This is a genomic window from Brevundimonas sp. 2YAF1, from assembly GCF_052114745.1.
In the GTDB taxonomy this organism is placed as follows: domain Bacteria; phylum Pseudomonadota; class Alphaproteobacteria; order Caulobacterales; family Caulobacteraceae; genus Brevundimonas.
This window is the reverse complement of the sequence record NZ_JBFRFI010000009.1, coordinates 76,709-100,679: the sequence shown is the minus strand read 5'-3', so window position 1 is coordinate 100,679 and position 23,971 is coordinate 76,709. Positions and strand designations below refer to the sequence as shown.

The window sequence follows — 23,971 nt, the reverse complement described above, 5'->3', positions numbered from 1 at the left end:
TACACGGCGACGTCGTGGAAACGGACAGGTGGCGGAGTGGTCGATCGCGCACGCTTGGAAAGCGTGTGTAGGTGAAAGCCTACCGAGGGTTCGAATCCCTCTCTGTCCGCCACCCCGTGAAAATAGTCGTGTAAAATCATAATTTTAAACCTCCGTTTGTCTAACATGTTCGATTTGGTTAGACAGATTTGTTCCGTCTTCGTGCCTCAGCCCACGCGCTTCATCGCGCCGTCGGCTAACCCCCGTCGATTGGCTTCACGCGTGTAGCGTTCCACCTCCTTGAGGCTTTGGTGGCCTGTGATCGCCATGATTTCGTGGACGGAGCAGCCCGCTTCAGCCAAACGGCGTGCTGCCGCTTTCCGCAGCCCATGCGCCGAGCAATGCGGAAGGCCAGCGCTTACCGCCGCCTTCTTGATCCAGTTCCCAAAGCCCTTCTCGCTGTACGGTTGTCCGTTTGGCGTGGTCAGAAGCACCAGATGCCCAAGCTTGCTGGCGGCCAGTGATGCTTGCAGGCAGGGGTGCTGCGGAATGTCGATCGGCTGACCAGTCTTCTCCTGGCGCACGATGACTCTGTCACCTGCAATCTGATGAATGGTCATCTGCCTCACGTCACCCGAGCGTTGGGCTGTGTGGAGCAGCAGATCGAAGCCCAGACGCTGTTTGGAACCAACGGGCCAATGGGCCTCGAACTGGGCGATTTCGTCATCGGTCCAAGTGTGAAATCCCTTGGCTCTGTACTTCAGCATTCTCACTCCTGTTGTAGGGTCCGATCGCGTGAAACCACGGTCCACCGCGAACCGCATGACTGCGCGTAATACCTTGAGCATGTTGTTGGCGGCGGTTGGATGAGCCGCCAGCTTATCCATCTGATTCCGGATATGCCTGGGTTCGAGCAGCGCCACCGGATTGTCGCCGTACTTGTCGCGGTAGCGGTCGAAGATGCCCTTGTAGGTCCGCTGGGTGCTCGGTCGCAGCCCCAAGAAATCGGCTGATTCATAGTACGCAACACCGAGCGCATGGATGGAGCCAGCCTTCGTTCGACTGGACGCCACCGGCTTCGGCTGCGCCACCGACGCGCCATGATACCAGGCCCACCAATCCTCAGATCCAAACAGGGCTGTTGTCTGAGACTCGGGCAAGCCGACGCGGCGATATCGCCACCTGAGCTTTCCTCTGACATCCCTGTAGGAGGAGGCGTGGGGCGGCTTTCTCTTCACGCCGCCGCGTCCCACGGGTTGTCTTGAGGGTCGGGGCCATCCTCGGGCAAAGCCCAGAACGCCGTGTCCAGGGCATCACGGTCCCACAGCTTACGACTGTCTATTCTTTTGGCAGCCGGCATCCTTCCTTCGTCAACGAGCTGATCGAACTTGGAGACGCTGATGCCGATGTATCGGCTCGCCAAGTCGCGGCTCAGGCCGCGAGGGGGAAGGCTGTTTGGAAAATCGGGCTGCTTGCGGGACATAATCTGCCATGCGTTGAGGACTACATTCCAATAGGAAATATTCAGAATGGACGATTGTCAATGTTCATTCCGATTTTTTCCGTTATAGGAGCGGCATGGCTACAGCTGGCGAAATGATCAAGGTGATCGCTGGAGCGATCGCTCGTCCGCAGGCGACGGTGACGTCCTATTATGCTGTGCTCCGCAAAGGCGGGATGATCTCGACGACAGGGCGAGGAAGAAGCGCTCAGCACCTCTCATCATTGGACGCCGCCCGGATCCTCATCGTCATGCTGTCGGCCGACTCCTTGCAGGAAGGCGAGGCTATCACCGAGCTTGTTGGTGAGCTGCGGCATGAGCGTTTTAATCGGAACATGGAGCTCATCGGCGACATCAAGTTCGAAGACGCTTTGGCTCATATGATCGAGTTCCATGCGGCCTTGCTACATGGGCGTGCACCCCCGGAATGCAGCCTTCTGGGAGACCTTCAGTCGGACGAAGTTCAGATCAGGGTCACTGCAACCCACATGCGGGCGGAGATCGTCGTCGAAGAGGAGGAGATCCAGTTCATCGACACGATGATGGAGAACCCAGGCATGACTTATCCCGACGATTGGGAAGGGATCTCCATGAAGGACCGTCTGATCAATAGGGCCATCATGGATGGGATGTCCGTCACCCGCGCGATCGATCAGCTGGCGATCAAGCGGATCGCGGCGGCGATGCCGTAGCGGTCACTATGTCTCGATCACCCATCTCTCGGTTCGGTTCGATTTGGCTTAGGCCGCCGACCGGCTGCCGCCGCCCGGTCCCCTCGCGTCCTGGGCCCTCATGAGATGCGAAAGGATGCGAATAGATGCGAATAGATGCGAATAGATGCGATTCCTTGCCTTCACGGCCGTCGGCGTTTCGTGGCGTCGGAAGGCAAAACAAGGCAAATCAAGGCAATAGCTGCGACGCGCGGTTGGAAGTGTGCCCCACTTGCCTTGAATCGCGTCCTTTTGCCTGCCGTTAGAGGGCAGGATATGCATTCCGATATCAGTTCGCGGTGCTCCCTCCATCGCAATGCGGCTTACTCGCCTTCGGCTCGACGCTCCGCTGGCGCGGGGTTTTGGAGGGCGGCAGCATGAGCGGCGCTCGGGAGCGCGGGCTTCGTATAGTGCTGAGTGACGACGAGCACGCGCGCATTAAGGCCACTGCCGCCTCGGTCGGGATGTCGATGGCGGAGCTGGTCCGTCGGCTCACGCTGGGGTACGAGCCTAAGTCCCGATTGGACGGCGAGCGGGTCGAGGAGATCATCCGCACCAGGGGCGACCTCAACCGCCTAGGCAACCTTCTGAAGCTTTGGCTCGATCAGCGGCCCGGCGAGGGCGCGAGCCCTGAGGAGGTCGCGGCCCTTGTCGATCAGATCGCCGCTACATCGGAGGAGATCCGTCACAAGGTGCGCGCCCTTTGATCGCGCATCACATCGCCCGCAAAGCGGGAGCCGGCGCCTATACCCGGCTCGGCTGCTACATCCTCGACATCAAACATCCCACCGACAAACAGGCCTTCGACCGGCTCGCCGGCTATGTCGTCGATCGCGTCGGCGGTGGGCATCGGGTGGTCGCTGCGCGGGTGACCAACTGCGCCGACGACGATCTCGAGATGGCCATCACTGAGATTGAACTGGTGCAGGCCCGGAACACGCGGTCGCAGTCCGACAAGTCCTATCACCTGGTCATCAGCTATCCCGAAGGCGAACGGCCGACCCTGGAGCAGCTCCGCGACATCGAGGATCATCTCGTTGCGGCCATAGGCTTCTCGGAGCACCAACGGATTTCCGCCGTCCACGACGACACGGACAATCTTCACGTCCATGTGGCGATCAACAAGGTGCACCCGAAGACCCTGAGGAATGTCGCCCCCCATAACGACTACCCCAAGCTGATGGCGGCGTGTCGCGAGCTTGAGCTGCGGCATGATCTCCTCCTGGATAACCATGGACTGGTCAGCGATCAGATCCGCAATCTTGGCCAAGAGGCTGAGCCGACGCGCACGCCGGAGCGGGCCAAGACGATGGAGGCGCATTCCGGGCGCCAATCTCTTTCAGGCTGGATCGCCACCCATGCGCGCGATGACATTCTGACGGCCGCCGCCACGGCTTCCTCGTGGGAGGTCGTTCACGAGGTCTTTGCCCGATACGGCCTGGAGCTTCGGCCAAAGGGGGCAGGGCTTGTTGCCGGCGTGCCGGGCTCAAAAACCTGGGTGAAGGCCAGCAGCATCGACCGGAGCCTGTCCGCCAAGGCGCTGACCGACCGTCTGGGCGCTTACAAGGCGCAGTCCTACGACTATGGGCGACCGCAACAGACCTATGACGGCGCCGTCCAGCGCAGCGCCCAGGCCCGCCGTCTCCACGCCGACTATCGGGCGGCCCGCACGGCGGCCGAGCGAGGGCGAGCCGCCGCCATGGCCGAGGTCAATACGCGGCACGGCGACTACGCCCAGCGTCTCCGCGAGCACTATCGCAAGGAGAAGGCGGGCATCCGCATAAGACACGACTTGCGAGGGCCGCTGCGCCGCGAAGCTCTCGGTCGCGTCGAAGCGTCCAGAAAGTCGGCCTATGTCGAGCGAGACCGGCTCCTGGCCGAGGACCGGGCGGCGGTGAAGGCCGCGCATCCTCTTCCGACCTGGCAGGGTTTTCTCGAGGAGCAAGCATCGCGTGGGGATGAGGCGGCGCTGTTTGCTCTCAGGTCGCGCACGGTTCGCCGAAGTGGCGCCTTTGGCGACATCATTACGGCCGAGGATCTCCGAGCGGTGCAGGACGTCCTGTATCAGCCGCGCATGCCGACGGTCATGCGGAACGGCGATGTGGTCTATCAGACCCCGGACGGGGGCCGCGTCACAGATCGAGCCGCCGAGGTGCGGACCGACACCCTGTCACGCGAAGCCGCGTTTTTGGCCTTGGCCCTGGCGTCGGATCGCTTCCCCGGCCAGCCGCTTGTTGTGGAAGGCAGCCCCGCCTTCCGGGCTGCGGTCCTCGAAGCGGCGGTTCTCGAAGTGTCGCTTCGCCCCATCTTCAAGGTGACGTTCGCAGACCCTGACTTGGAGAAGGCGCGGAGAAGCGTCGCGCACGAGGAAGAGCGGAAACATCCGGCGCCGGAGCCAGTCCGAAGGGCGACCACGCCTATTGCTGAACTGCGAGGTGATGACCGGTTGATCCCGACCGAGTGGGAGCGCGATCACTCAAGGGGTCGAAGCGGCCCAGAGCTCAGCCTTTAGGAACCCGAATGGCAAAGTCACGCCGCGCGAAGAAGGCCGCACAGTTCACACTCGAACGGGTGCTGTCCCACCTCGACAACAAACATCCTGCGCTCCCGCCCGAACTGCTTAATCGTTTCGGCAGCGAGATCGCCGACCGGCTTTGGCAGCCGCCGGTCAGCCTTGGACAGGCCGTGGGCATCGTGATGTCCACCTATGCCCGGCACGAGCGGACCGACTACGACGCCCTCCTGCACCGCCATAAGCTCACGCGGGACGAAGCCCGACAGGTGGTGAAGGCGGAGCACGACGAGATGCTGCGCTCGTGGTTGAAGCTCGCGGACAGCGAATGAATGCAAACCGAGGCTGTGTACTCGCTCGTCGAATCTCGCGCAAATGTTAAACTTAGACGGATCAGTTCAACCCAAGTAGTGCCCCGTATTTAACTCGGTGAGAACTAAGAAAATGTCTGTTCTGTTCGGACAGGTTAGGGATCCTGATCTTCGGATGTAAAGCGAACGCCTCTCTCGTATGGGGCGCTATCGCGTTGGATAGGATCGCGCTCCCATCATCGCCGAACGACAGAAAGCCCCTGTCGAACAGGCCGTCGAGGTGCACGGCGAGCAGGAGGCCGTTGTGGGGATTGATCCGCTCGTGAGCGGTGCTGTCCCGCCATGCTTTTATGTGGGAGGCCCGTAGAATTTCTGGCATGGCGATCTGCGTGACGGCGCAACGGCCGCTCCAACGTTTGAGCAGATCCGACCGAAATTTGGCCTGTCCCAAACGCTGCGCGCGCAGGTATTCGCCTTCCGTCACAGGATCGATGTCGGCACTCAAATCTGGTGCACTGAGAAGCGCTGGAGGCTTGGCCAAAGGCAGCTCGAATACCCACGTTACGCACACGGGACGCGTATCGCGAACAGTTTCCGCGATCGCGATGCCTTGGTATTCGAACGGCTCGCGATCGCGTGTTCGCGTAAAAATGTGAACGGGCAGGGCTCTCCCGACCATCGCCTGGACCTGGGGTTGGCCAATGTGACTGCGGCCGTTTGCTTCCCAGACGAGACGGGTTCGATCGTCTTCCCAGTAGTTTGAGTAGTCGTGCCCGGTGCGGCCTGGGACGCCCACCGTGGCAAAGACATAGAAGGCGTCGTTGAAACGGGTGTAGCCCGTCAGCCAATCTCCTTTCCGCTTGTCCTCGGGCACGCCGAGAATCGTGTAAAGGGCCAACCGACTGTATTTCAGACCCGGTATCAGCTGGGCTGGCGCCATCGCGCATGCTCCGGGCAATCGATCGACTGGTGACCATGCCAGGTTCGATTAAGGCGCACCAGGCTGCGTTTCGGCCAGGCAGCGAGAGCACCTGCGGTAGCCGCCTATGCGGTGGCGTCGGTCAATAGGGTCTTCAGCACTTCGTCATCCTTGAGATCGCATTCCCAAAGGACCAACACACGCCATCCTGCGGCCTGGAGAGCTCGAATTTGTTGCGCATCCCGCTGCACGGTCGCAGCGAACTTCGCTTTCCAAAATTCTTGGCGGGTGCTCGGCGTCGTCGCACGCCGACACCCTTCGTGGCGATGCCAGAAACAACCATGTACGAAGACGACGAGCCGGTGCTTCGCGAACACGAGATCGGGCGTCCCGGGAAGATCCTTCCGGTGAAGTCGAAACCTCAATCCCATGCCATGCGCAACGCGTCGCACGCGCAGCTCCGGGGCAGTGTTTTTGCCTCGAACTTTCGCCATCATCGCGCTGCGACGGACCGGATCGACGGTGTCGATCAAGGCGCAGTTCGCCCATAGGGGGCCGGACCCACGCCGCGCTCAGGATTCAACCGCGTCGGGCGCAATGAGTTTGCCCGCGTGGACCTGGTCGTGATGGACGTTGCACAGGGTGACGAGGTTATCGGGTGTGTTGGCACCCCCATCCTTGTGATGCTGGACGTGATGCAGCTCCAGGAATTTCCGTGGATCTTCCGGCCTCAGCTGTTCCCGCTTCCAGCCGCAATGTCGACAAGCGAACCCATCTCGCTCGAGAACCTGCACGCGCACGTCATCGGGAATCTGACGGTCGTGCTCTGGCGCTTGCTTGTCTTCGTCAAGGACATAGCTGCCGACAGGCAGGTCTGGGCGTCCTTGCATCCGGGTGAAGATGGGCCAGCCGTCCTCTGTCCGGAGTTCCCGCACGCGCCTAGCCCATTCACTTCGGTCGCCGGCCAGGTAGCGCAGCTCTTCCAAAGTAACCGGCATTCCGACGTTGGCCCGCAGATAAGCCAGAATCTTGGCTTTTACGCCCATCTCCTGTTTGCGAATGCCGTTCAGCAAGTTCCAGCGATGTGCCGCGTCCCGATCCTGCTCGCTGCTGACTAGGAGATAGTGGTCCGGGCGGATCCGGTTGATCGGCACCCCCAGACGTTCGCTGAGATCGGCGGCGGCTTCCGGATTCTCTTCCGCGAGTTCTCGGAGCGTGACGCCAGTGTAGATCCACCAGCCGAACTGAACACGCAACTCCCGGACTCGCCGTGCCCATTCGCCAATACCGGATATGACGAGCAGCTCATCGCCGTCGATCAGCGTCATTGGGTACCGGCGCAGATAGGCGATGATCCGATCCCTAGCTGATCCGGGGTTCTCTGGAAGAAGTCCGCAGCCCAAGCTTCGCAGTTCGTGGAACACCGGAATGAGACTGCGGACCTGGTCCCTGAGATCTGCATGGGCCAAGCGTTCGGCGAAGGCGTCCAACAACGCCTTCAGCCGCAGTATTTCCGCCGACCGATCGACGGGTCCGGGCGACGACAGGTCCGTCAATGTTCTAGGCGCTCATCGCTAGGGGATTGAGCATCCGCACCACCATTCGCCCCAGTGCTGCCGCCAAGGCAGGCGGAACGGCATTTCCGATCTGGCGGGCGATCTGGGTCTTGTTGCCCACGAACGCGAAGTCGTCGGGGAAACCCATGATGCGAGCGGCTTCGCGGTGGGTGATAGGCCGGTGTTGTTCCGGGTGCAGATAGCGGCCCTTTTCCGGCTTGAAGAACTCTGTCCGGATTGTCACCGACGGCCGGTCCCACCACAGGCGGCCGAACAAGTCGGTGCCGCCCGATGTCTTGCGTATCCAGCAGTCGGGCGTCAGCTCCGGCGCGTTGCGCTGAAGATCGAAACGATTGCCGCCGAGCGGGACGGATTTGTAGCGCGCGATGCTGCGGTCGGTCGGGGTGCGTCCGAAATGGAGGTCCAACGGTGCCACCGTACCGATCTCCGTGCCCACGGGTGCGGGCAGGTCGCCGATGACCTGGCGGACGGTTCGCCATGGCGGCAAATTCAGCTTCTTTCCGGGGTCGGCGTGGGTAGGGCGCGGTGGAAAGTCGGGTTCGGCGATCGAGCGCCAGCCGACGACGATCGTGCGTTTGCGCGTTTGGGCCGCGCCGTAGTCGGCTGCGTTCACGATCGAAGCCTTGGTCTCGAACCCGAACTCGCCCGCCTTGGCACGGATCGCCTCCAGTTCCGGCGATCGGAACAACTCGGCGACGTTCTCCATGATGAAAACGCGAGCGCCTGAACGGTTCGCGATCTCGAGATAAGGCTCCCACAGGGCCCGTCGGCTGTCACCGTCCCGCTTCTTATTGAGAAGACTGAAGCCTTGGCATGGCGGGCCGCCGATCACGACATCCGCCTGAGGGATACTGGCTGTTTGAAGCCATTCTTCGATATTGGCGCAATAGGCCTCGCCGTCGAAATTGAGTTTGTGAGTCTCAACTGCGTGGGCGTCGTTGTCCAATGCGAGAATGGGTTCGATGCCTTCGTTGCGGAAGCCCAGCGACATGCCTCCGGCGCCAGCGAACAGATCGATGAGCTTGTACGTCATTGGCGTTCGATCTCACGATTCGAAAAGTTCAGGAAAAGACCTGTTCATACCGCTTCGTCAAGAACATTTGGGGAACGGCGCGTGTTGGCGGCCTCGACGGCAGGGATCGGGTCGGCAGCGGTGGCGGGGATGCCATCCTGTGCATCATCGCGCCCCAAGAAATCCAGGCCGACGCGCGTCATGGACGAGCCCAGACGATTCATAAAGTTCAGCGCGTACTCGTACCGCAACTGTCCAACTATCTCCGCCCGGAACGGCTTCGCCCGCAGCGTTCCTCGACTGTCAAGCTCGACACGCCTGAAGCTGAAGCCGCCGCCTTTGAAGCGGCCTTCATTTGCCGCGTACAGGTTGAACCAGTGAGGATTAGCTCCCTCTTTCTCAACTAGACTAAAGGCTTTCACATCTCCGTCGATGCGCAGGAAAATATAGCGATTGGACGAAACGTCCTTCGCAGTCGTGACCTTCACGCTGTGTAGCCGGACCGCCACGAACGGCATCGTGCCAGCCATCTTGCCGTACCGGGTCGATTTGGTCTTCTGGCCCGGAACCAGGTCACACATCGGCGTCAGGCAAACCCAAGTCGCATTATCGGCATAAAAGACGTGCCCGGTAGCCAGGTGGTGGCCCTCCGGCTTTTTGCTGCAGACGAAGACATTGTGCTCTGTGTTGGCATTGTCGATGGCCGAATCTTTGGCGAAGTCCACTTCGAAGTAGCGCTTGCAAAGTTCGGTTACTGCGCCATCTGCCGCATCAGCCCGGATCATTTCGTCTGCGAACTTGGATACGGCAGGTAGGATCTCGGCCATTAGTAGGTCCGAGTGACGACCGACGCTCTCTTGAATGAGGTACTCCCGCGACGATTCATCCGCCTCGAGCAGTGTCTTGTACCATCGCGCCAGTACCGCCTTGTTTCCCAGGGCCGTCGATTCTGCAGTGACGCCGGACCTGTCTATCTGTGCGCGCATCTTCGCCAGAAACAGCCGAGAGGGGGGTGGCCGCCACGCCATCAGAGATTCCACGAGCTCGTCAAGGAGGTTGGCCTTATCCTGCTTGGCCGTGAAGGCAATGAACCCAGCATCCGAGCGGATCCAAGGGCGCTCGCCGATTGACCAAGAAAGATTGGGGATCGGCTTCTGCAGCATACGTGTGGCCATGACGGCCTCCCGGCGACTGAACAGGAAATGCGCAAGGCGTTTTTGGTCGGGGAAGCGAGTATATCCGAGCTGCGCCGCCGCTGCCGCAAATGCCGCTATCGGAGGCGCATTTTCCGGTGGCCGCAGGGGCCAGCCATTACCTTGATAGCGGAAGGCGAGGTAGTGTTCCTCGCTCAGGGTGGCATCGAGACGTGAGAGAATGTCGGGCTCGGCGTCTTCAAACTGGCCGATGTGAGCGAGCATTGCCTCGCGTTCGTCGTTTGTCAGGAGCGCGCCGTTCGGAGCAAGAAGCCCAACGAGCATTTCTCGAAAGACTTTTTCGAGGTTCTCACTGGTGTGCAGAACTACCAGGTTAAAATGGTCGTTGGCCAGTATACGCCGAACAATCTCGATGGCCTTGGTGCCGTCACCTTGGTTCCGTTTGTCTAGGGAATAGTCCAGGACCAGCAGGTCGGATTGATGTAGATGTTCGGCGACTGCGGACTCGCGGCCGGACGTGATATTAAATCCATCGTGAATGTCCACGAGCAGCGGAGGTGAAGACTTCCTGAAACTGTTCATAATAGACTGAACGCGCTCGGGATCCTTGCGCCAAGTTTTGGCGCGAGACGCTCGCGCGAGCGCACTCCGAGACTTTGGCTTCAGCAACATTTCTTCGAACGTCGGATAGTCGTCGTCTACGATAAGCACAGAGCGAAGAGGTGCAACAAAGGCATCCTCGAGAAATCGCTTATAGGTTTCATCGTTCACAGAAATTCGCCCCCGCGAAACTCGATGACAAAATTGGCGCCGTCGAGCACATGTGTAGGGCCGCCCGTCGCGTAGCTGATCCTGTGCCCACCCGCTGCGAGGTTGGCACGACTGAGATAAAGACCCACGCCCCGCCCCCCCCTAGCTCGACGGGTGAAGAACAGGCCGAACAGATTCTCGACGTCTTCGGCCGCCACACCGGGACCGCTGTCCGACACCACGACAAGACCATCGACAACGCTGAGCCGTATCTCGCGGTCCTTGTTCGAGCCGGTGGCGACCCAATACAGGCTATTGTTGACGAGGTTGATGAACACCGGAAACAGGCGCGACTGCTGATCAAACACGCGGAAGCGAAGGAAGTCGTCGTCGGCCGTCAGCCGAACTTTGTTCCGCTTCAGGGTAAGGTCAAAAAATTCATGGAGATAGCTGGCGATGTCCGCCCCGGTGATCCATTTTTCTATCCGCTGGCCCGCTAGCCGAAGCGGTGACAGGAAGCGAAGTTGGTCGGTGATGCCCTCGTAACCGAACTCAATATCCTTTGCCGCTTTGGACTCTCGCACAGCGGCTGGGAGCGCGCGCAGACCTGCGGCGATGATGTCGTCGAAAGACTGCAGTTCATGACCGACGATTTCCACGGCGATCCCAAGCTGGGCCAAGCTGTTCAGCCTATCCAGCTCCACGCGCAGTTCGGACAGTTCCTCGATCCCAGCGGTCGCTAGATTCTGTAAGTCGATGCTGTCTCGCAGACTCTCGAGAGCGCCGATGTAGGGAATTAGGGTCTCAGCATTCTCGCGGTCCACCCGAATGCGGATTTCCTCAACGAGGCGAGAAGCCTCGGCGAAATCGATCTCGCCCGACTTCAGGTGATCGAGAATGGGATCGGCGAAAGAGGAAAACGCCGTCTGCCGGGTGACGATGATCGCATCGATCCGCTCCCTTTCCTCGACCTGGAGTGCCCTGATCTCGTCGCGCCAACCATCAACCCGCGCTTTGACCTGCAGTCGATTGCGGACGATCTGCTGGGCCAGGATTTCGGTCGGATTGTCGAACGTGAAGGAAGAAACATGCAGGCGTAGACGCCCCACAGACTCTTGCAGTTCGCGCTGGACCCCCCCCATCTCGCGTCGATAACGACCGTAACCCTCCTCCAGCGTTCCGAGAGGTTTTGGCGGTTCGCCAAGTTGCAGCCGGAGAAATCGGTCTTGAAAAGACTCGATCGCGGTTTGGGCATTGATGATGCTCTGTTCGCGGTCGAGTTTCAGTTCGGCCGCGAAACGATGAACGTCATTGGAGAGGTTCGTCGCCTCCTTCAGGTACTGGGGGAGCCGGGTTCTAAATTCGTTCCGATGCCGGGTTTTTAGCTTTTCGCGCGCCGCTGCTGCCTTTTCCCGAGCATTGGCGTTGCGGATTTCCGGCAGGAGCTCCGCCCGGATAGCGGACGCCGAACCAAAGAAGGATCGTGCCGACTCCTTGAGGATATTTTCGACCAAGCTCTTGAGCGTTTTCGCTGCGGTGTTGTCGACCAGGCCCTCGCGCCCGGCCTTGTCCTTCAAGTTGGGATTTCGGGCCCGGCTGATCGCCAGCCTGCCGAACATCTGTCGCTGGTTCCAGAATTCCCGGCCCGCGCTTCTTGTGCGCCGGGATTCGATTTCGAAGAAGTCGTTGTCGGGCCGCCCATAGGGCATGACTCGCAGACCGTCACGGAACATCAGGAACCCAGAGAACTGTTCTGCCAGCTCCTTGAACCGGACGAACTCCTGCTGGGTATGGGTCGTGTTGGCTCCGGAAAATTCCATCGATGCGATGTAGAGGTCGATCGGCCCCACAAGCGTGTCCGCTCGCCCGCTGCCGCTAATGTCCGCAGGGGGATTGATGACGCACTCGCCGTCCCGCCACTCGCCGAAGGCCTTAACGCGTCCACGAAACACGCCGTCAGCTCCGATCCGGCCTTCTAGCTGGTGTTCCATCGGTTCGACTGTGTGCCGGTCGAACTGCTTGTCCGAACCGACTACCAGCTGGGCGCGATCGCCTCGCCAAGTCCGGACGGCGTATCGGAAGTCAGTTTTGACGGCATTCAGCTCGGGGTGCGCCGGATCGACGAAGGGATCGACGAAGCTGGAGAGCGTCTCAACCAGCTTCCGACTGGCCTTGTCGGCGATCGAGTTACGGGTCGTCTCCTGAACCTGGACCGACAGATCATAGGTAAGGCCACTCATCAGCAAGGCCGTGCCGTGATCGGAAGCGCCGGTCCACGCGCTCCATTGCGCGAAATGCCGATCTTTGAACTGAAGCTTCGTGATGTCGTCCCGCACGGCCGCCGATGGCGCACGGTTGCGAACGGCAGTCCCGAGGCGCACCTCCTCCGTGTGCAGCGCGTCGAAGGATGACCAGGCTGCCTTTACCCGGTCGGCATGAGCCTTGTCGGAGCCACCGTCGAGATTCTGGAGGAGCTGAGCCGAGAGCGCCGGCAGTTGGGGCAACAGTTCGGAAGGCTGCTGAAACTCAATGACGGGCAGCCGGATGTCGCCAAGCGTGAGGAAGGGGTTCTCAAACAGGCGCCAGTCTACGAGCGCGGCGACGAACGATTGGCCGCGACGCTTCGAAACGAAGAGTAGGATAGGGGCAAGATTGGCGCACGACAGGCGCCCAATTCCCTTCTGGCCTTGCCGCGGCCGGATCGGCAACCCATTGCGCTCGGCCGGAGAGGTCGTATCGGCCAAAATCTTCGACTGGGTGCCGACAACGAGCCATCGGCTTACGAAATCGTCGCGGTTCATGCCGTGCCCGTCGTCCAGAAGGGCGGCGACGGGCACATCCCCATCATAGAGGTTCAGCTCAACCGACCGAGCATACGCGTCGTACGCGTTCTTCCACAGTTCAGAGATCGCTGTCGGAGTGTCGGCAATCTGTTCTCGGCCCAGATGATCGACCGTGCGCGCCGCTGTCTGAAAGGAAATCTGGTCGATCATCAGGTCGGGGCGCCTTATCCTGTTTTGCGGGTCAGCTTGCGCCTCTTAGCCAGTCTGGAATAACAAGTTTCGGTAAACAACTACCTTCGCTGTACACGCTCTGAGGTTGTCGCGTCGATTCGCCGATCCTTGGATCCTTAACGTGCGGAATCTCGGCCGTTGATCCGCAGAACAGTTGGGTCTTCAGTTGCCTTCAAGTCGTGACTGCAGCTTCCTTGACCGCACAGCGTAGACTAGCCGGTTTGTGGAGAGGTTTTTCTCAAGGCTGCTTCAAGCGCGTCAAGCGCTCTCGTCAGGGGGGTCAGATCGTTGCTGCAACCCTTATCTTTCTTGGAATATGTTTGAGGACGTTGACGCTTTGCGCGCTGCGGATGCTTGGGCAACATCAGATCACGGGCAAGCTCGTGGACAGCCCTTTCATCCTCTTCGGATTGGACGCGCCATCCGCGCCTGGCAGGCGAAAAATGCTGACCATGCCTCTGGGCGACACGGGCTATCCGATTAAGATCGGCCAACTGTACAAACTCGTGCTTCCGATCTGCAACCTCGTCCAGAACGCTCCTCTCATCGTCGTCGAGATCCCATCGAATGGCGCTTAAGCACGCCACTGCGGAGGATATTGCCACCCCGTCAGACTCCGTTCGTCGCCGGCGCTCTATCCACATGTGATAAAGCGTAGAAGCTTGGCGGGGCGACAGCGGCACCTGATTGAGCATTATGATAAGCGGCCTGACGAACTTATCCTCCCATTCATTCAACAAACCAGCCTGACTTAGCTCCATGACGTCCTGAGCCATTTCAGTTGCCGCGTTTCGATCAGCAACCAATTCAGCAATCTTGTAAATCGACATGAACCAAGCTCCGAGGCGCCAAGTTCGTCGAACGATGTTTTGATTCCCAAGGGACGTAAACCTCGCCGGGGGCAAGATGCACTGCCCCAACTCAAGCAGTTTGTTCGCGTAGTGAATAGCTGGTGCTGCGCCCGCCCCCAGCATCTCGCACAAGATGTCCTCGGCTGACTAAATCGTTGATATCGCGCAACGCCGTGTCCGAAGATGTCTTCGCCAGCGCAGCCCATTTGGCGTTGGTGAGCTTGCCCTCGAAGCCGTCGAGCAGGCGGTTGAGAACCTTCCTTTGGCGTTGGTTCAGCGGTTGGCCAGCCAGAGCCTCCCAGAAGCGCGCCTTGCGGATGACGCCCGCAAGGATGGTTTCCGCGCCGTCGAAGGCGCGGTCCAAGCAAGCAATGAACCACAACAGCCAAGGCGTGATGTCGAGGTCGGCCTTTTGAGTGGCCTCCAGCCTGTCGTAGTAGGCGTTCCGTTCGGCACTGATCTGGGTGGACATGCTGTAGAACCGCTGCGAGGTTGCTTCTGCACGGGCCAAAGCGAGGTCGGCGATGGCGCGGGCGATGCGGCCGTTGCCGTCATCGAGCGGGTGGATGGTGACGAACCAAAGGTGGGAGAGGGCGGCCTTGAGCACAGGATCGGGCGTGGCGGTCTCAAACCAGTCGAGAAACGACGTCATTTCCCCGTCCAGCCGTTCGGCCGCCGGCGCCTCGTAGTGGATGCGTTCACGGCCAACAGGGCCTGAGACGACCTGCATCGGGTCGCCCTCTGGCGTGCGCCAAGCCCCAACGGTGATCCGGTTCATACCGCTACGTCCGGTCCGGAAGAGAGCTGCGTGCCATCCGAACAGGCGTTCGGCAGTGAGGGGTTGGGCGTAGTTCTGGGTGGCGTCGAGCATCATTGAAACAACGCCCTCTACGTTGCGATCCGCAGGGACTAGGCCAGCGACGTCCATGCCTAATCGCCGGGCAATAGAGGAGCGGACTTGATCGCGGTCCAAAACCTCGCCCTCGATCTCGCTAGATTTTAGCACGTCTTCCGTCAGGGTCCGAAGGACGGCTTCCTCGCGCAGTGGGAAGCCGAGAGCTTCCATCCGCCCAATCAACCTACCCTGGCGGTGGCGGACGGCGGCCAGTGGTTGGGCGAGGGCCTTGTCATCCCAGCGGAAGCCGGTCCAATCGTTCCGTTCATGGATGTAGGTCATATTCAACGCTCGATGTGCGGTGAATGTGAGGGGTGTTCACCGCAAGAGCAAATGTATTTGCCGCATATCTTGCGGGTAATAGGCGGGTTATTTGCCGCGCACGCCATCGCTCAAGCCGCCATGTGCCCGGCCTCGCGGGGCCGAAATGCGATGGATACGCCCTTCGCGGCTAAGGCGGTGCCGACCAGCTCCTGGAGCCGGGTGAAGCCGATGGAACTCCTGCAGATGATCCGGTGGCCGTCGGCATCCCAAGCGGCAGGGTCCAGGTAGCTGATTGTCCGGCCCTCACCAAGGAGCCGGCTCACCGTCTCCCGAATGTCGGCCTGCGAGAATGGATCGACCGACGCGAGTTTGCCTTCGCCGCTGGACGGTCGCCGGCGTTCGGGCGGCGGAAATCTATTAATGGGTTCATAAAGGAATTGTCGGACGCCCATGTCCGGTTTTCGTGACGTGGATGTCCGGTTTTTTGGCGTTTGAGCGGTCACCTGTGTCCGGTTTTCAGCGATTTGACCGGTCGTGGATGTCCGCTTTTGAGGGGCTTCAGCCTGATCAGCAGGAAGGGTGGCGCGGTAGATGTTGGTCCGACCGCGACCTTTTTGAACTTCGATCTGCAAATAGGCGGCGGTTTCGAGTTGCTTGAGCAGACGCCTCAGTTGCCTGTCGCTGAGGTCGAGACTGGCTGCCATGCTGCCCTGGCCCCGCCAGGCGCCGCCCTCGCTGGGATTGAGGTCATGGAGGAGAAGGCTGGCGACGGATTTGGCGGACCGACAAACAGCGGGGTCATGCATGATCCGCTGATGCCAAGCCAGCTTCTCGGCGACGAAGTTCTCAGGATCGAGGCGGCGGCTCATTGGCGAACCTCCGACGTTGCGACCGGGCAGGGCAGCGGGTAAGATAGCTGCGGCCTTGAGTGTTGTGCCAAGCCCATTCGAACCCCGCCGAGCGCTGCAACGCCGGCGGGGTTTTTTGTGTCCGAGAGGCGTCCCGAGGGGTTAGCCAAACGAGAAAAATCCCTAGGGATTTCAATATGCGCCTTACACCCCGTTAGACGGCGTAAGGCGTGGAATTCATGAGAAGAAACGACTTCCTCTCTGTCCGCCACCCCCTAAGGGTTCTTTTCTTCTTCAACGAGTTGCGGTCGGTGCCCCCGAACAAGAGGTGTCACACGCAGTCCGTCGGGCTGGCTGATGCTAACGGCACAAGCGCGAGAAAAGCCTCCGCGAGGCGTGACGGCTTGACGCTGTTGGAAACCACGAAAGCGTATTCGTGCAGGATGGGAGGACTGAAGCGGCGCAGCACCATCTGGTCGCGCACATAGGCCTGGGCCAGGCGTTCGTTGACGATGGCGACGCCGACGCCGCGCGCGGCCAAGGCGCAGGACGAGGCGACGGTGTGGGTTTCGACGCGGACGCGGGGCGCGACGCCGGCCTCGGCGAAGGCGGCCTCGACCTGGGCGCGGAACCGCCGTCCCTGCCCCAGCAGGACCAGGGGCGCGTTCTTCAGATCCTCCGCCGTGATCTCGGACAGGGCGGCTAGCGGATGATCGCAGGGCAGGACGCAGGCCGTTTCGCTGACCAGAACCGTGCGCGCCTCGAGGTCGTCGCGGTTCAGCGGCAGCTTGACGAAGCCTGCATCGACGGCGCGCGCGGCGATCATCCCCTTGGCCGTCTCGACCCCGTGGGAATCGATCGACAGGTGGACGCGCGGATACCGGTCCAGGAAGGCGGCGATAACGTCGGGCAGGACCGCTTCCAGAAAGCTGGGCGGGGCGACCAGACGCAGATGACCGACGCGAAAATCCGAGATGTCGCGGGCCAAATCCTGAACCCGGTCGACATTGTCCAACGCGCGTTCGACCTCCTCATACAGGATCAGGCCGTCGGCGGTCGGGACCAGTCGGCCCCGGTCGCGGTGGAACAGTTCGAAGCCGAGATCCTGCTCCAGTTGGGCCAGCAGGCGGCTGGCGGCGGGCTGGGTCAGGCCCAGCGAACGCGCGGCGGCCGTCACCGATCCCAGTTGCAGGATGGCGCGGAACGCCCGCATGGCGCGCAGCCGGATAGGACGCCGGGCGCCGGCCGAGACCAGCGCCATCAGTCAGCCCCTTCGCGCTGGAACGATGGGCAGGACCAGCCGCGACGGCGCCGCTGGCCCGACATGGATGCGATTGATCGCGACCACCGCGTCGCTGACCTCGCCCGCTGGCGCGCCTGTGCCCGGATTGACGTCGAAGTGCGGGAAGTTGCTGCTGGCCACGTCGACGCGGATCCGGTGCCCCGCCGCGAACAGGTTGCTGGTCGGAAACAACTGGATCTCGACGTCATATACTTCACCCGGAACCAACGGGCGCGGCGCCTCGAAGGAGTCCCGGAACCGTAGGCGCAGCACGCCGTGGGTCAAGTTCAGGGCGTAGCCCAGGGGATAGTCGGGGCTGGGCGGATAGACGTCGACCAGCTTGACCATCAGGTCCGTGTCCAGCGCCGAGGACGACACCGACAGGCGCGCCGTGATCGGCCCCGTCACCTCGACGGCTTCGTCCAGCAGCGGGGACTGGAACACCAGAACGTCGTCGCGGTCCGCGAGGGCGCGGTCGATCGCGGTCGCACCGAACAGGCCGGGCGCCTCGCGCTGATCAAAGCCGCCCGCCTCCATGACCGGCGCGCCCGAGGCGATGGCGCCGCCGATGGTCGGCACGGGACGGGCCGGGTCGTGACGCCAGACCCGCTCCCCGGGCTGGGCCGCATCGGGCGACAGACCGCCGTCGGCGTGCAGGTGGAAATCGGTGAAGACCGTGCCCGGCAGAGGCCAGTCGGCCTCGGCCCGCCAATGCCCGCCATGGTCCAGCCGGCCCTCAGGCGTGCGCCGCCCGCAGCCGCCGCCCATGACGAACAGGCTGACCGGCGAGGCCAGATAGTCGGGCGCGCCCACCCCCTTCAGCCACAGGTCGAACCAGGCGCGGCGCAGGGTCACGTAGTCGGGGGCCAGGTGACCGTCGAGCGTCGCCTGGGAGCCGAAATCCACGTCTCCGGCAAAGGCGATCGAGCGCTGACCGTGCGTCCACGGCCCCATGACCAGCCGAACCGGCCCGATCTTGCTGCCGCTGAGGCGGGCGTAGTTGTCGGTCGCCGACAGGGCGTAGGGGTCGTACCAGCTGCTCATGAAGACCATGGGCGCGTCGGTGAAGGTCTCGTCGTGGCAGGCGGCGCAGACGTCGGGCGCGCGCCAGAAATCGGTCAGGGTCTCGCGGCTCCACATCTCGTGGATGAAGGCGTCGTATTCGGGCGCGGCGGCCAGCGGCGTCTGGCCCGGCCGCCACGGATTGACCGCCATCCAGTCACGCACGTCCTCGGCGGCCAGGGCGGCCAGACGCGCGGGATCGGCTTGGCTGGCGGGCGACAGCCGGGCGTGCTTCATCGCCCAGGTCAGTTGCTTCAGCTCGAACGCCCCGCCCTGACGCACGCCGCTGTGGAAGGCGCTGGAAAACCCGCCGGAGTCCATGAACATGGCCTTCAAGCCGGGCGGGTTCAGACAGGCCGCTGCCGCCTGAACGTGCGCGCCGTAGGACAGGCCCAGCGTGCCGATCCGGCCGTCGCACCAGACCTGCTGGGTCAGCCAGGCCATGACGTCGAAGCCGTCCTCGGCCTCGTTGGCGTATTTGGTGAAGACACCCTCAGAACCATAGCGCCCCCGGCAGTCGACCAGGACATAGGCATAGCCGCCGCGCGCGAATTCGGCCGCCATCTCGGGCTTGGAGCGCGGCGTCGGGTCGGCGACCGTACGGTCGGCGTGGTTGGTCCCGCGCCGGTCGTAGGGGGTGCGTTCCAGCAGGGCGGGCAGACGCCCCTCCCCGCCTTCGGGCAGGTAGATGTCGGCGGCCAGACGGACGCCGTCGCGCATGGGGATCATGACGTCACGCAGGACGCGGACGTCGGAAAGGATCGGCAAGTCAGTCAACGGCGTCGGCCTTCCCGGAGACGGGCTTGTGGGCGACAGGCGCACTGGCGGCGGCCGGCGGCGACGGCAGGTGATAGGCGGCGGGCGCGCCCGGCCCGACCGGCAGCTGGAACCCGACCCAGGCCAGGATCAGCAGCATCCCCGCCGCGCCAAAAGCGGCGCTGTAGGGCAGCATCAGGGCGATCATCGACCCGACGCCGAACTTGGGCTTCCACTGCTGGCACATGATCAGCACCAGGGGGAAGTTGCTGGCCAGGGGGGTTACGATGTTGAAGATGGAATCGCCCATCCGGTACGAAGCCGTGGTCATCTCGGGCGAGACGCCCAGCAGCATCAGCATCGGCACTACGACCGGCGCCATGGCGCTCCACTTGGCCGAGGCCGAGCCGATGACCAGATCCAGCACCGACGACATCATCAAGAGGCCGACCAGCAGCAGCGGCAGCGGCAGGGCCAGGTCCTTCAGCCCTTCCGCGCCCTTGACCGCCAGCACCGGCCCCAGGTTGGACCAGCTGAACATGGCCACGAAGTGGGCGGCGAAGAAGGCTAGGACGATATAGGGGGCCATCCCCTTCAGCCCCTCGGCCATCATCTTCACCAGGTCGCGGTGCGAGCGGATCGTCCCGGCCGCTGCCCCATAGGCCCAGCCGGTCGCGACGAACAGCAGCATGAAGGCGGCGATCAGCGCGCCGTAGAAGGGGGCCAGACGGCGCGGCCCGACGGCCTCATGATCGACCAGAGGGTTGAACCCCGGCCACAGGGTCAGGGCGGCGAACAGGCCGACCACCAGCAAGGCGGCGAGCCCTGCGCGACGCAGGCCGCGCTTCTGATCCAGCCCCAGAACGCCCAGGCCCGCAGCCTCGGCCTCGCCCGCCGTGTTGTCGCCGGTCCACGCCCCCAGACGCGGCTCGACCACGCGGTCGGTCAGGAACCAGGCGATGGGGGTGAAGACCACGCCGATGGCCAGGGTGAACCACCAGTTGCCCAGAGGATTGACGCTGAAGCCGGGGTCCAGAAGCTGCGCCGCCGGGGCGGTTATGCCCAGCATCAGCAGGTCGAACTGTCCCGGCAGGACGTTGCCCGCGAAGGCCCCCGAAATGCCGGCATAGGCGATGGCCACGCCCGCCAGCGGATGGCGCCCGGCCTTGGCGTAAACCAGCGCCGCCAGAGGGATCAGCACCACATAGGCCGCGTCCGAGGCATGGTGCGACATCAGGCCGATGACAAAGATGGCAGGCGACAGGAAGCGGGTGTGCAGCCGCCTCACTCCGCCGCCCAGCAGGGCCGCGAACAGGCCCGACCTTTCCGCCACCGCCGCGCCCAGCATGACCACCAGAACCAGCCCCAGAGGCGGGAAACTGGTCAGGGTCTTGGGCATATCGACCAGCAGACGGGCGACATTGGCCTCGGACAGCAGGCTCTGGGCCTGAAGCCGTTCGCCCGTCACCGGGTTGATCGCGCTCCACTGGGTCCAGTCGGCCACCACCGAGGCGGCCACCAGCACGCCGATGCAGAACAGCAGGATGAAGACCGGATCCGGCAGGGCGTTGCCCAGCGCCTCGATCCGGTCGAGCCAGCTCCGTTTCCGCCGGCCGATGTCAGCCGGCGGAGCCTCGGTATCCCTCATGGAAAACGCCTGATCCTAGAACTGGAAGCCGAGGCGAACGTAGGCGCTGCGGCCCCGCACGTCATAGGTGTACATGTCGAAATTGATCGGCGCGTTGGCGTAGGACGCCGGCGGCATCACGTCGAAGACGTTGTTGATCCCGACCGTCAGGGTCGTGTCGTAACGGTCGAAACGATAGCCCGCCTCGAGATCCTGATAGAAGACAGCGTCGGTCTTGTCGTCCTTGACGGTGTTCACGATGTCGGTGCTTTCGCCGATATAGCGGCCGCGCCACATGAGGTTCGCCGGACCGTCGCTCCAGCGCAGCGAGGTCTGCCCCTTCCAGTGCGGATAGGTCGAGCGCGCACGGTCGCCCTTGCCGGCCCGGTCGTCGACGATGGGCGCGCCGCCCGCCGGATCGGGGCTGACCGTCGAGAACTCGCTGAGGTAGGAGCCGTCGATCACGGCCGCGAAACGACCGATCGCGGTGTTGAACTCATAGCGCGCCGTGGCGTCGACGCCCGAGGTGCGGATCTCGTTCAGGTTCTGCGCGCCCTGCACCAGGTTCAGCACCGCGCCGGTCGAGGGATCGCGGGTGATCAGCGAGCAATAGACCCCGCCGCGCGTGGCGCACAGGCTCATGATCTGGGCTGGCGACTGGGAAGCGATCGCGTCCTGAATCTTGATGTCGTACCAGTCGACCGTCAGGCTCAGGCCCGGAACCCAGTGCGGCTTGACCGCGACGCCGAAGCTCAGGGTGTCGGCGGTTTCAGGCTTCAGATCGACATTGCCCGAGGTCGTGCCGGGGATCAGGCCGTTCAGGTTGAATCCGCTCTGGTTGTAGCCGGTCGGCACGCCGACGCAGCCCGGCAGGCTGGGGTTGGCCGAAGCGCCGCCGTTGCAGGGGTCGATGACCTGCAAGGAAACCTCGCGGCCGCCCTGGAACAGCTCCAGGATCGACGGGGCGCGGAAACCTTGCGACCAGGTGCCGCGCACCAGGATGTCCTGAACCGGACGCCAGCCCACGCCGACCTTCATCGTCGTGGCGTCGCCGACCGTGTCATAGTTCGAGTAGCGGGCCGCCAGGCTCAGATCCAGGCTCTCGGCCATCGGCAGGTCGCGCAGCAGGGGCGCGGCCACTTCCAGATAGGCTTCGTGCAGGCTGTACTGGCCCGTGGTCGGCACCCGCGTCTGACCCGTGGTGGTGGTGTAGGCGCTCGACAGGTATTTCGGCGTGGCGTTGACGTAGGGGTCGGGCGCGTCGGTCGCCTTGTTCTGGCGATACTCATAGCCCGCCGCCACGGCCAGCGGACCGGCCGGCAGTTCATAGACGTCGCCCGTGATGTTGAACGCCAGATCATAGATCTCGGTGCTGTTCGTCTCGCGCGTGGTGTAGCGGATGAAGTTCGCCGCCTCGGCCGTCATCGGCGCGAACAGGTTGACCGGGACGCAGCCCGCCGTCGCAGCGCAGGTCGCAGGCGCGCCCAGCCCCAGGAACAGGTTCTCGTAGTTGATCCCGTTCAGCGCCGACGACTTCATCTCGTTGCGGGCGTAGCTGCCGTAGGCGTCCCAGCTGAAGTCGCGACCGAACAGGCTGACCTCGCCGTCGAAGCCCGCGCCGAAGCGATAGGTCTTCACGTCCTGGACGTTGTCGCGGTTGCCCACGTCGGTCATCACCTTGCGCACGCGCCAGGCCTGATTGGCGGCGAAGGCCAGGGCGTTGGCGGTCGGCACGCCGTTGGCGGTCCCGAACGGGTTGAAGGCGTGGGTGGACGGCAGGCTGAAGCCGCGGATGGTGCCCGCCGTGCCGCCGATGTCCAGCAGGACCGGCGAGAACATCTGATCCGAGACGCGACGGTTGAACAGGGCCTCGGCGTGGAAGGACAGCTTGTCCGACAGGTCGCCGCGATAACGGCCATAGAAGCCGTAACGCTCGCTGGGGCCAGTCGTGTAAATGCCCTGCGCCTGGGTGTTGTAGTAGTCGCCCGGCAGGGCGGCCGTGTGGAAGCTGTTGTCCGCCGCCGCGCCCGCGCCGTAGCCGGCCAGGCCGTTGGCGACGATCGGCGAGGCCGAGGAAGCGAAACCCGCGCCCGTGCCGAAGTAGGCGTTGTTGGCCAGGCCCGGCAGGATGAACAGACCATAGGGGCTGGTGCCCGGCGTCGTCACCGGCACCAAGCTGGTGCGCGTCAGATCCCGGTCGTCCGTCAGGATCGGGCTGTCCTTCACATAGCTGGCCGAGAAGACCAGGGCGCCATTGTCGAAGCGCTTGCCCCAGTTGGCGATGGCCTGGAACTGTTCGCCGTCGCCACGATCGGTCGAGCCGTAGCGGGTGCTGAGACGCAGGCCGTCGAAGTCGCGCAGGGTCTGGATATTGACCACCCCGGCGATGGCGTCGGCGCCGTAGATGGCCGAGGCGCCGTCCTTCAGCACTTCGATGCCCTCGATCATGCCCAGCGGCATGGTGTTCAGGTCGACGAAGTCGCGGAAGCCGCGCTGGCCCACGCCGTCGACCCAGCGGTGGCCGTCAACCAGAACCAGGACGCGGTTGCCGCTGCCCTCGGCCCCGCCGAGGTAGCGCAGATTGATCGAGGAGGCGCCGTAGGAGGTGCCCTGGGTCCCGTTGCTGTTCAGGCTGACGCCCGCCGACGGCAGTTTCTGCAGCAGTTCGCCGATTGAGGTCGCGCCCGAGTTCTTGATGTCCTCGGCGGTCAGGGTCAGCACCGGCCCGACCGAGTCGGCGTCCTTGCGCTGGATGCGCGAGCCGGTGACGACGATCTCGCCGACCGAGGTGCTCGCCTCGGGCTGCGCCGCCGCCTGATCCTGCGCCCATGCCGCGCCCGCGCCCACCCAGGCCAGCACCGCCAGCGCCGCGCCGTTGCGCAGACGTCGCGCCTGTCCGTTCACCGATACCGACATAGTCACTCCCCGATTTTCCGATGCCCTGTGC

19 protein-coding genes and 1 tRNA gene are annotated in these 23,971 nt (G+C 62.9%); 5 read left to right on the top strand and 15 right to left on the bottom strand.

Annotated features, from left to right (window positions below; translation table 11 throughout):
• Positions 1-22: 22 nt before the first annotated feature.
• Positions 23-112, top strand: a tRNA-Ser gene (locus AB4Y68_RS12875).
• A gap of 94 nt (positions 113-206) precedes the next feature.
• On the opposite strand, the gene AB4Y68_RS12870 is transcribed toward AB4Y68_RS12875, so the two are convergent.
• Positions 207-1,070, bottom strand: a complete 864-nt coding sequence (locus AB4Y68_RS12870; RefSeq protein WP_441456153.1) for a tyrosine-type recombinase/integrase — start codon at positions 1,068-1,070, stop codon at positions 207-209.
• A gap of 143 nt (positions 1,071-1,213) precedes the next feature.
• Entirely contained in the window at positions 1,214-1,462 is a 249-nt protein-coding gene (locus AB4Y68_RS12865; RefSeq protein WP_441456152.1) for an XRE family transcriptional regulator, read from the bottom strand.
• 113 nt (positions 1,463-1,575) lie between these two features.
• Here AB4Y68_RS12865 and AB4Y68_RS12860 point away from each other — a divergent pair, with 113 nt between their 5' ends.
• The 4 genes from AB4Y68_RS12860 (at position 1,576) to AB4Y68_RS12845 (ending at position 5,034) form a co-directional block, all read left to right on the top strand.
• Positions 1,576-2,172 (top strand): hypothetical protein, encoded by a 597-nt coding sequence (locus AB4Y68_RS12860; protein WP_441456151.1) that lies wholly within the window; start codon positions 1,576-1,578, stop codon positions 2,170-2,172.
• Positions 2,173-2,567: 395 nt separating this feature from the next.
• Entirely contained in the window at positions 2,568-2,897 is a 330-nt protein-coding gene (locus AB4Y68_RS12855; RefSeq protein ID WP_441456150.1) for a plasmid mobilization protein, read from the top strand.
• The gene (traI, locus tag AB4Y68_RS12850; RefSeq protein WP_441456149.1) at positions 2,894-4,702 is read left to right on the top strand and encodes a TraI/MobA(P) family conjugative relaxase; all 1,809 of its coding nucleotides are present in this window, start codon (positions 2,894-2,896) and stop codon (positions 4,700-4,702) included. Before AB4Y68_RS12855 ends, traI begins: the two co-directional genes overlap by 4 nt.
• A gap of 8 nt (positions 4,703-4,710) precedes the next feature.
• Positions 4,711-5,034 carry a DUF2293 domain-containing protein gene (locus AB4Y68_RS12845; RefSeq protein WP_441456148.1) on the top strand — a complete coding sequence of 108 codons (324 nt, stop codon included), beginning with the start codon at positions 4,711-4,713 and terminating at the stop codon, positions 5,032-5,034.
• Between the two features lie 61 nt (positions 5,035-5,095).
• Here AB4Y68_RS12845 and AB4Y68_RS12840 read toward each other — a convergent pair whose 3' ends face one another.
• From AB4Y68_RS12840 to AB4Y68_RS12780, 13 genes are all read right to left on the bottom strand, one after another.
• Complete coding sequence (locus AB4Y68_RS12840; RefSeq protein ID WP_441456147.1) at positions 5,096-5,953, bottom strand: HNH endonuclease; 858 nt, start codon at positions 5,951-5,953, stop codon at positions 5,096-5,098.
• A 104-nt stretch (positions 5,954-6,057) separates the two neighbouring features.
• Entirely contained in the window at positions 6,058-6,465 is a 408-nt protein-coding gene (locus AB4Y68_RS12835) for a very short patch repair endonuclease (RefSeq protein ID WP_441456146.1), read from the bottom strand.
• Between the two features lie 39 nt (positions 6,466-6,504).
• Entirely contained in the window at positions 6,505-7,488 is a 984-nt protein-coding gene (locus AB4Y68_RS12830) for an HNH endonuclease (RefSeq protein WP_441456145.1), read from the bottom strand.
• Between the two features lie 4 nt (positions 7,489-7,492).
• Positions 7,493-8,542, bottom strand: coding sequence for a DNA cytosine methyltransferase (locus tag AB4Y68_RS12825; RefSeq protein ID WP_441456144.1), 1,050 nt, complete (start codon positions 8,540-8,542; stop codon positions 7,493-7,495).
• Between the two features lie 44 nt (positions 8,543-8,586).
• Entirely contained in the window at positions 8,587-10,446 is a 1,860-nt protein-coding gene (locus AB4Y68_RS12820) for a response regulator receiver domain (RefSeq protein WP_441456143.1), read from the bottom strand.
• Positions 10,443-13,418, bottom strand: a complete 2,976-nt coding sequence (locus tag AB4Y68_RS12815) for an ATP-binding protein (protein WP_441456142.1) — start codon at positions 13,416-13,418, stop codon at positions 10,443-10,445. Before AB4Y68_RS12815 ends, AB4Y68_RS12820 begins: the two co-directional genes overlap by 4 nt.
• 233 nt (positions 13,419-13,651) lie before the next feature.
• Complete coding sequence (locus AB4Y68_RS12810; protein ID WP_441456141.1) at positions 13,652-14,269, bottom strand: hypothetical protein; 618 nt, start codon at positions 14,267-14,269, stop codon at positions 13,652-13,654.
• Positions 14,270-14,360: 91 nt separating this feature from the next.
• Positions 14,361-15,467, bottom strand: coding sequence for a Fic family protein (locus AB4Y68_RS12805; RefSeq protein ID WP_441456140.1), 1,107 nt, complete (start codon positions 15,465-15,467; stop codon positions 14,361-14,363).
• Positions 15,468-15,577: 110 nt separating this feature from the next.
• Positions 15,578-16,318: a hypothetical protein gene (locus AB4Y68_RS12800; RefSeq protein ID WP_441456139.1), complete on the bottom strand. Its 741-nt coding sequence runs from the start codon at positions 16,316-16,318 to the stop codon at positions 15,578-15,580.
• Positions 16,319-16,628: 310 nt separating this feature from the next.
• Positions 16,629-17,558 (bottom strand): LysR substrate-binding domain-containing protein, encoded by a 930-nt coding sequence (locus tag AB4Y68_RS12795; RefSeq protein ID WP_441456138.1) that lies wholly within the window; start codon positions 17,556-17,558, stop codon positions 16,629-16,631.
• Between the two features lie 3 nt (positions 17,559-17,561).
• Positions 17,562-19,418 carry a CocE/NonD family hydrolase gene (locus AB4Y68_RS12790; protein ID WP_441456137.1) on the bottom strand — a complete coding sequence of 619 codons (1,857 nt, stop codon included), beginning with the start codon at positions 19,416-19,418 and terminating at the stop codon, positions 17,562-17,564.
• The gene (locus AB4Y68_RS12785; RefSeq protein ID WP_441456136.1) at positions 19,411-21,045 is read right to left on the bottom strand and encodes an AbgT family transporter; all 1,635 of its coding nucleotides are present in this window, start codon (positions 21,043-21,045) and stop codon (positions 19,411-19,413) included. The genes AB4Y68_RS12790 and AB4Y68_RS12785 overlap by 8 nt, the downstream gene beginning before the upstream one ends.
• 15 nt (positions 21,046-21,060) lie before the next feature.
• Complete coding sequence (locus AB4Y68_RS12780; protein ID WP_441456135.1) at positions 21,061-23,940, bottom strand: TonB-dependent receptor; 2,880 nt, start codon at positions 23,938-23,940, stop codon at positions 21,061-21,063.
• Positions 23,941-23,971: the final 31 nt, after the last annotated feature.